The 6344-nt window shown below is 69.6% G+C and carries 8 protein-coding genes; 1 reads left to right on the top strand and 7 read right to left on the bottom strand.

Annotated elements, in window-relative coordinates:
• Positions 1-96 precede the first annotated feature (96 nt).
• The 7 genes from ACE3TL_RS16315 to ACE3TL_RS16285 form a co-directional block, all read right to left on the bottom strand.
• Positions 97-1320, bottom strand: a complete 1224-nt coding sequence (locus ACE3TL_RS16315) for an acyl-CoA dehydrogenase family protein (protein WP_374579723.1) — start codon at positions 1318-1320, stop codon at positions 97-99.
• Between the two features lie 4 nt (positions 1321-1324).
• Positions 1325-1615: a putative quinol monooxygenase gene (locus ACE3TL_RS16310; protein WP_374535004.1), complete on the bottom strand. Its 291-nt coding sequence runs from the start codon at positions 1613-1615 to the stop codon at positions 1325-1327.
• A 67-nt stretch (positions 1616-1682) separates the two neighbouring features.
• Positions 1683-2069, bottom strand: a complete 387-nt coding sequence (locus ACE3TL_RS16305; protein WP_374579722.1) for a type II toxin-antitoxin system VapC family toxin — start codon at positions 2067-2069, stop codon at positions 1683-1685.
• Positions 2066-2311, bottom strand: a complete 246-nt coding sequence (locus ACE3TL_RS16300) for a type II toxin-antitoxin system Phd/YefM family antitoxin (protein WP_374579721.1) — start codon at positions 2309-2311, stop codon at positions 2066-2068. The genes ACE3TL_RS16305 and ACE3TL_RS16300 overlap by 4 nt, the downstream gene beginning before the upstream one ends.
• A 111-nt stretch (positions 2312-2422) precedes the next feature.
• Positions 2423-2923, bottom strand: a complete 501-nt coding sequence (locus tag ACE3TL_RS16295; RefSeq protein WP_374579720.1) for a GNAT family N-acetyltransferase — start codon at positions 2921-2923, stop codon at positions 2423-2425.
• Positions 2895-3185: a hypothetical protein gene (locus ACE3TL_RS16290; protein WP_374579718.1), complete on the bottom strand. Its 291-nt coding sequence runs from the start codon at positions 3183-3185 to the stop codon at positions 2895-2897. The genes ACE3TL_RS16295 and ACE3TL_RS16290 overlap by 29 nt, the downstream gene beginning before the upstream one ends.
• Before the next feature lie 102 nt (positions 3186-3287).
• Positions 3288-3983, bottom strand: coding sequence for a TerB family tellurite resistance protein (locus ACE3TL_RS16285; protein WP_374579717.1), 696 nt, complete (start codon positions 3981-3983; stop codon positions 3288-3290).
• 71 nt (positions 3984-4054) lie between these two features.
• Between ACE3TL_RS16285 and ACE3TL_RS16280 the strand changes: the two genes are divergently transcribed.
• A partial coding sequence (locus ACE3TL_RS16280; RefSeq protein ID WP_374579716.1) for a hydantoinase/oxoprolinase family protein occupies positions 4055-6344 on the top strand: 2290 nt, incomplete at its 3' end.

Raw genomic sequence — 6344 nt, 5'->3', positions numbered from 1 at the left:
AAGCTCCGCCCGCGAGCCAGCTCCAGCGGCCGGCTGACGAAATTCGATTTAATTTCAGCAGGTTGTGGCTATCCCGCAACCTGCTGAAACGCCCCGCTACAGCCCTAGCACCATCTTGGCCATGATGTTGTGCTGGATTTCGTTCGACCCCGCATAGATCGAGGTCTTGCGGTAGTTGAAATAGGTCGGGGCGATGGTCGCCGCATAGTCGGGGCCGGCGCGCGGCTCGTTACGCTCGCCGCGGATCTCGGCCCAGGTGTCGCGCACGAACGGCTGGGCGTAGAGGCCGGTCGCCTCCAGGGCCAGTTCCGTCACGGCCTGCTGGGCCTGGCTGCCCTCAAGCTTCAGCATCGAGGACGCCGCCCCCATCGCCTCGCCGGCGCTCCGCGCGGCGAACATGCGCAGCTCGGTGGCGTTCAGCGTGTCGACCTTGATCTGCATCTCGCTGAGTTTCTTGCGGAAGTCGGGATCGTCGATCATCCGCTGGCCACCGTCCGACGGCTCCAGGCTGGCGATCTTCCGAACCTTGTTGAGCTGGTTGGTCAGCCCGGCCGCGTAAGGGTTGCCCCGCTCGAACTGCAGCAGATACTTCGCATAGGTCCAGCCCTGCCCCTCCTCGCCGATGCGGTTGGAGACCGGCACCCGGACGTTCTCGAAGAACACCTGGTTGATCTCCTGGTCGCCCTCGGGCGGGCCGTCCAGGGTCGGCAGCGGCACGATGGTGATGCCGGGCGTGGTCATCTCCAGCAGCAGGAACGAGATGCCCTTCTGCCGGATCTCCTCGTTCGAGGTGCGGACCAGGCAGAACATCCAGTCCGCCCACTGGGCGTAGGTCGTCCAGATCTTCGAGCCGTTCAGGACGTAATGGTCGCCGTCCCGCTCGGCCTTTAGCGACAGCGAAGCGAGGTCCGATCCCGAACCCGGCTCGCTATAGCCCTGGCACCACCAGGCGTCGGTCGAGAGGATCTTCGGCAGGTGCTGGGCCTTTTGCTCGGGCGTGCCGAAGGCCATCACCACCGGGGCGCACATCTTCAGCCCCATGTTCGAGGTCGAAGGCGCGCCGGCCAGCGCCATCTCCATGTCGAAGATGTACTTCTGGGCGTGGCTCCAGCCGGTGCCGCCATATTCCTTGGGCCAGTCCGGCGCGATCCAGCCCTTCTCGTGCAACCGCTTCAGCCAGCGGACCTGGCCGGCCTTGTCGATATGGCCGTTCTTCGACTGCGCGGCATGCGCGCGCATGTCCTCGTCGAACGCCTCGGCGATGAAAGCTCGAACTTCCTCGCCGAACGCCAGGTCTTCCTTGGAGAATTCCAGGTCCATCGCCCTACCCCACGCCGTCGAGGTATTCGATCTCGGGCCGCCCGCCCATGCACGGGCCCATCTTGGCACCGGCCGCCTTGAAATAGTCGGTCCCGCCGTGGGCCTTCAGGGCGTCCTCGTCCTTGTAGAGCTCCAGCACCTTGTAGACCGTCGCATCGCTGCGGCTCTTGGTGAGCTGGTAGACGATGTTGCCCGGCTCGTTGGCGCGGACCTGCTTGGAAAGCTCGGTGAAGATCGCCTCGAACTCCGCCTGCTTGCCGTCCTGCACCTTCAAGGTCGCCACCACGCCGATCATGCCGTTCCTCCAACGATTGTTTGAAAGGGACGTTAGTGGGCGCAGTCGGCCTCGGCAAGCAGCCGCATCACCCCGCCGCCGGCTCGACATCCGTCCGTGCGAAATCATCGCCCACGAACAGCAAGCCGGCCCCCGTCTCGCGCGCCAAGGCATAGGCGAAGCAGTCGCCGAAGTTCAGCGATGCAGCGTGGACGCCCTTGCCCCAGCGCGCATAGGCCTCGGCCACCTTTTCCGCCCCCGAGCCGTAGACCGGTACGATCTCGAACCCCAGCCCCTCGACCAGCGCGCTCATTTCCCCGGCGATGTTGCGGCGCCCCGCCACCACCAGCGCTTCGGCCAGGGTTCCGGCGGAAATGAGCACGTCGCCCCGCGCCTCCAGGACCCTCATGCATCTTTCCCCTGCCGGCTCGCCGAGCAGGATCGCCATCAGGGCGGACGTATCGACGACGATCACTCCGGCAAGCCTTCGTCGTCATAAAGGAAATCCTGGCTCCGCGCGGCTCCAGGCCCCTGGACGGCCTTTTGAGAAGCCTTGCGACGAACTTCTTCCATCAACCGGCGGCGGGCCTGGCGGTCGCCCACGGCGCGGATCGGGACCAGGCGGACAGCCGGCTGTCCGTGGCGCGTCAGCACCACCTCATCGCCAGCTTCCGCCCGACGCACCAGGTCGGTCAGTTGGGCCTTCGCCTCACTCACGGATACCCGCACGGCAGTCTCCGACCATTCCATGGATCATATAGCTCAATATGGACCACTACATGGTCCATATCAATGGAGCAGGCGCTGTCCGCAGGACACAGCCCGCGCTCACCCCAGCGTCTTCTCCAGCAATAGCGTGGTCAGGCCGCTGTCCCACTCGTGGTCGGGATAGGAGTCGATCTCGCGATAGCCGCGCGCCGCGTAGAAAGCCCGCGATTGAGTGTTGAAAGTGTCCGTCTCAAGCCGCGCAGAAGAATGCCCCGCCGCCGCGATCGCCGCCTCGGCCCGGCTCAGCAAGGCGTGGCCCACGCCGCGGCGCTGCGCCGCCGGGCTCACATGCAGGGCGTGGACGAAGTCGCCGTCCCAATGGACCATGCCGACCACGGCGTCTCCATCCACGGCGACCACGAACTCGGCGCCCCGCTCGCTCACATAGCGCGGTCCAGGCGGGTTCCGCAGCCGCGCCTCCAGCGCAGCCGGCGTCAGTTGCGGCGCCCATGTCGAATGGAAGGTGGCGTCGAGCACGGCGACGACGCCGGCTTCGTCCGTGGGGTGGAAGGCCCTCAGCAGGACCTGCGGCTCAGCGCCCCTGGCGCTCGTTCCAGCCATAGGCGACCCAGTGGTGGCCGCCCAGGTGGCGGGCTTCGATCACCCCGTCGTCGCGCTGGGCCCGCGCCTTCTTGGCTCGCAGCGCCAAGCCCGCCAGCGCCAGCAGCGCCGAGGCCATGACCGCGATCACCACTACGGTCGCGGCGAAGAACACCGCCAGGACGGCGCCCACCGCCACGGCCGCCGCCGTCGCCAGGGCCCCGCCGACGACGGCAAAGCCGCGAAGGGCCGATCCATGCTTGCGGGCGAATTCGCGAACCATGAGCATCCTCAAGGGCGCCGCTTGTTACGGCTGAACGGATAATTCCGCCGGGCGATCCCCGGCGTCAACGTAAACACGACAAATCACTACAAAGTGGCGGCATCATGCCACCCCTTCCAGCGCCATCGCCCGCCGCTCGCGCATGATGTCGTCGAAGGCGGCGTTGAGGGCGGCGGACTTGGCTTCGGCGACCTCGATGAACTCGCTGGGCAGGCCGCGAGCGCGGGCGCGGTCCGGGTGCGCTTCCGACAGCGCCGCCTTCCAGGCCGCCCGCACCTCCCCGTCCGAGGCGTCGTGCGCGATGGCCAGCACGCCATAGGGATCATCGGCGCCCAGCCCAAGGTGCACCGCCTTCAGCCGCCGGAAGGTCAGGGGAGAAAAGCCGAACAGCTCGGCCACCCGCTCCAGATATTCCAGCTCGTCCTGCGTCACCGCCCCATCAGCGCCGGCGATGTGGAATAGGCCGTCCAGCACGTCCTCCAGCAGGGTCGGGCAACCGGCGTAGCGCTTGGCCAGCCGCCGCGCATAGCTCTCGAAGCCGCGCGTCGTCTGCCGCGCCAGGTCGTAGAGCCGGTGGATGTTCCGCTCCGAGGCCGCATCGGGCGTGAAGACCTGGGCGAAGGCGTCGAACTCGCCCACGCTGGCCCGCCCGTCGGCCTTGGCCAGCTTGGCGCCCAGCGCCGTCACCGCTGTCGAGAACGCCGGGTCCTCCCCCGGACGGACCGAGGGGCAGTCGGCGCAGTCCGCCGCATCGGGTCTACGGACTGCAAGGCCAGCGATGTTGCGCCAGAAGCTCATGGGAGTATCGAAAGCTGTAAGACCCCGAGTCGGTCCTGACAACGCATATCGCCCCCTGGAAAGGTTACGGTTTGGACAGGCTCTGGAGCTTCTGGATCGACCGCGGCGGCACCTTCACCGACGTGATCGCCCAGGCGAGCGACGGCGAAGAGACCTCGCTGAAGCTGCTCTCGGCCTCCCCGGCCTATGAGGACGCCGCCGTCGAGGCCATGCGCCGCGTCCTTCGCGCCGCGCCGGGCGAGCCCTTCCCCGCCCATCGGGTGGCGGCGATCAAGATGGGCACGACGGTCGCCACCAACGCCCTGCTGGAACGGGCCGGCGCCACGACCCTGCTGGTCGTCACCACGGGTTTCGCCGACGCCCTGACCATCGGCGACCAAGCCCGCCCCGACCTCTTCGCCCTCGACATCGAACGCCCCGCGCCCCTGCATGCCGGCGTGGTCGAAGCCGCCGAGCGCCTGGCCGCCGACGGCGCTGTCGTCACGCCGCTGGGCGAGGCCGCCCTGGCGAGCGCGCTCGCCAGGGCTCGGGCCGAGGGCTTCACCTCGGTCGCCATCGCCTTCCTGCACGCCGACCTCAATCCCGCCCACGAACAGGCGGCCGGCGCCCTGGCCCGCGCCGCCGGTTTCGAGTTCGTCGCCCTCAGCCACGAGGTCTCGCCCCTCCCCCGTTTCGTGCCGCGGGCCGAGACCACGGTCGCCGACGCCTACCTCACCCCGATCCTCCAGGCCTATGTGCAGCAGGTGGCCCGCGCGGTCGGCGGCGCGCCGCTCTACTTCATGACCTCGGCCGGAGCTCTGGTGCGCGCCGAGGCCTTCCGGGGCCGCGACGCCATCGTCTCCGGTCCGGCCGGCGGCGTGGTGGGCGTCGCCCGCAGCGCCCAGGTCGCCGGGGCGAGCCAGGCGCTCGGCTTCGACATGGGCGGCACCTCCACCGACGTCTGCCGCTACGCCGGCGCCCTGGAGCGCAAGGATGTCGCCCGCGTCGCCGGGGTGAAGCTGCGCAGCCCGATGCTCGACATCGAGACCGTCGCAGCCGGCGGCGGCTCGATCCTGTTCTTCGACGGCCTGCGCGCCCGGGTCGGGCCGCAGAGCGCCGGCGCCGATCCCGGCCCCGCCGCCTATGGCCGCGGCGGCCCGGCTGCCGTCACCGACGCCAACCTGGTGCTGGGCCGCCTCGATCGGCGTTTCTTCCCCGCGATCTTCGGCCGCGACGGTGCCTCGCCCCTCGACCCGGCCGCCTCGCGCGCGGCCATCGCCCGCCTGGCCCAGGCGATGGGCGCGCCCAGCGTCGAGGCCGCCGCCGAAGGCTTCCTCGCCATCGCCGTCGAGCAGATGGCGCGAGCCACCGACCGCATCTCCACCGAGCGCGGCTTCGATCCCCGCGACCACGTCCTGACCGCCTTTGGCGGCGCCGCCGGCCAGGTGGCCTGCGAGGTCGCCGAAGCGCTCGGCCCCTCCCAGGTGATCTGCCCGCGCTATGGCAGCGTGCTCTCGGCCTGGGGCATCGGCCAGGCGCAGCTCGCCAGCCTGCGCCAGGTCGGGCTCGACGCGGTGCTGGACGAGGCCGGTCTCTCCCGCGCCCGGGCCGCCGCCGCCGAAGCCGAGGCCGCCGCCCGCGCCGCCCTGGCCGAACAGGGCGCGCAGGCCGGCGAAGTCCGCCTCACCCAGCGCCTGCGCTACGACGGCGCCGACGCCGAACTGCCGACGCCGCTCGGCCCGCTGGCCGAAACCCAGGCCGCCTTCGAAACCGCCCACCAGCGCCTGTTCGGCTTCGTCGAACCGAACCTGCCGATCATCATCGCCTCGGTGGAAGCGGAAGCGGTGAGCAACAATTCCTCACCTGCTGGGGGAGGTGGCTCGCCGCAAGGCGGCGAGACGGAGGGGGATTTGCTGAGTCAGCAGGCCCCCTCAGTCGGCCAGTCGGCCGACAGCTCCCCAAGAGGGGGAGCAATCGAAACCACCCGCATGTTCTTCCACGGCGCCTGGCATGACGCCCCCGTCGTCCGCGCCGCAGAGCTCACCGAAATCCAAGGCCCGGCCCTCATCGTCCGCGCCGACACCCAGATCGCGGTCTCCCCCGGCTGGACCGCCACGCGCGGCCCGGACGGCATGGTGCGCCTGGAGCAGGCCGCCCGCCGCAAGGCCGCGGCCCTTTCCCTCGACCGCCCCGACCCGATCACCCTGGAGCTGTTCAACAAGCGCTTCATGGGCGTGGCCGAGGCCATGGGCGCAGCGCTGGAGCGCACCGCCCATTCGGTGAACATCAAGGAGCGGCTGGACTTCTCCTGCGCGCTCTTCGATGTCGACGGCGGCCTGGTCGCCAACGCGCCGCACATGCCTGTCCACCTGGGCTCGATGG

The sequence above is a fragment of the Phenylobacterium sp. genome, assembly GCF_041920015.1.
Lineage (GTDB): Bacteria > Pseudomonadota > Alphaproteobacteria > Caulobacterales > Caulobacteraceae > Phenylobacterium.
The sequence above is the reverse complement of the archived record's forward strand: the minus strand, read 5'-3'. Positions and strand labels throughout refer to the sequence as shown.

Bases quoted from the DNA above. Each gene is read 5' to 3' on its own strand.
- ACE3TL_RS16295 (WP_374579720.1), bottom strand. From the start codon at position 2,923: ATGGCTGGAACGAGCGCCAGGGGCGCTGAGCCGCAGGTCCTGCTGAGG.
- ACE3TL_RS16310 (WP_374535004.1), bottom strand. From the start codon at position 1,615: ATGATCGGCGTGGTGGCGACCTTGAAGGTGCAGGACGGCAAGCAGGCG.
- ACE3TL_RS16290 (WP_374579718.1), bottom strand. From the start codon at position 3,185: ATGGTTCGCGAATTCGCCCGCAAGCATGGATCGGCCCTTCGCGGCTTT.
- ACE3TL_RS16315 (WP_374579723.1), bottom strand. From the start codon at position 1,320: ATGGACCTGGAATTCTCCAAGGAAGACCTGGCGTTCGGCGAGGAAGTT.
- ACE3TL_RS16285 (WP_374579717.1), bottom strand. From the start codon at position 3,983: ATGAGCTTCTGGCGCAACATCGCTGGCCTTGCAGTCCGTAGACCCGAT.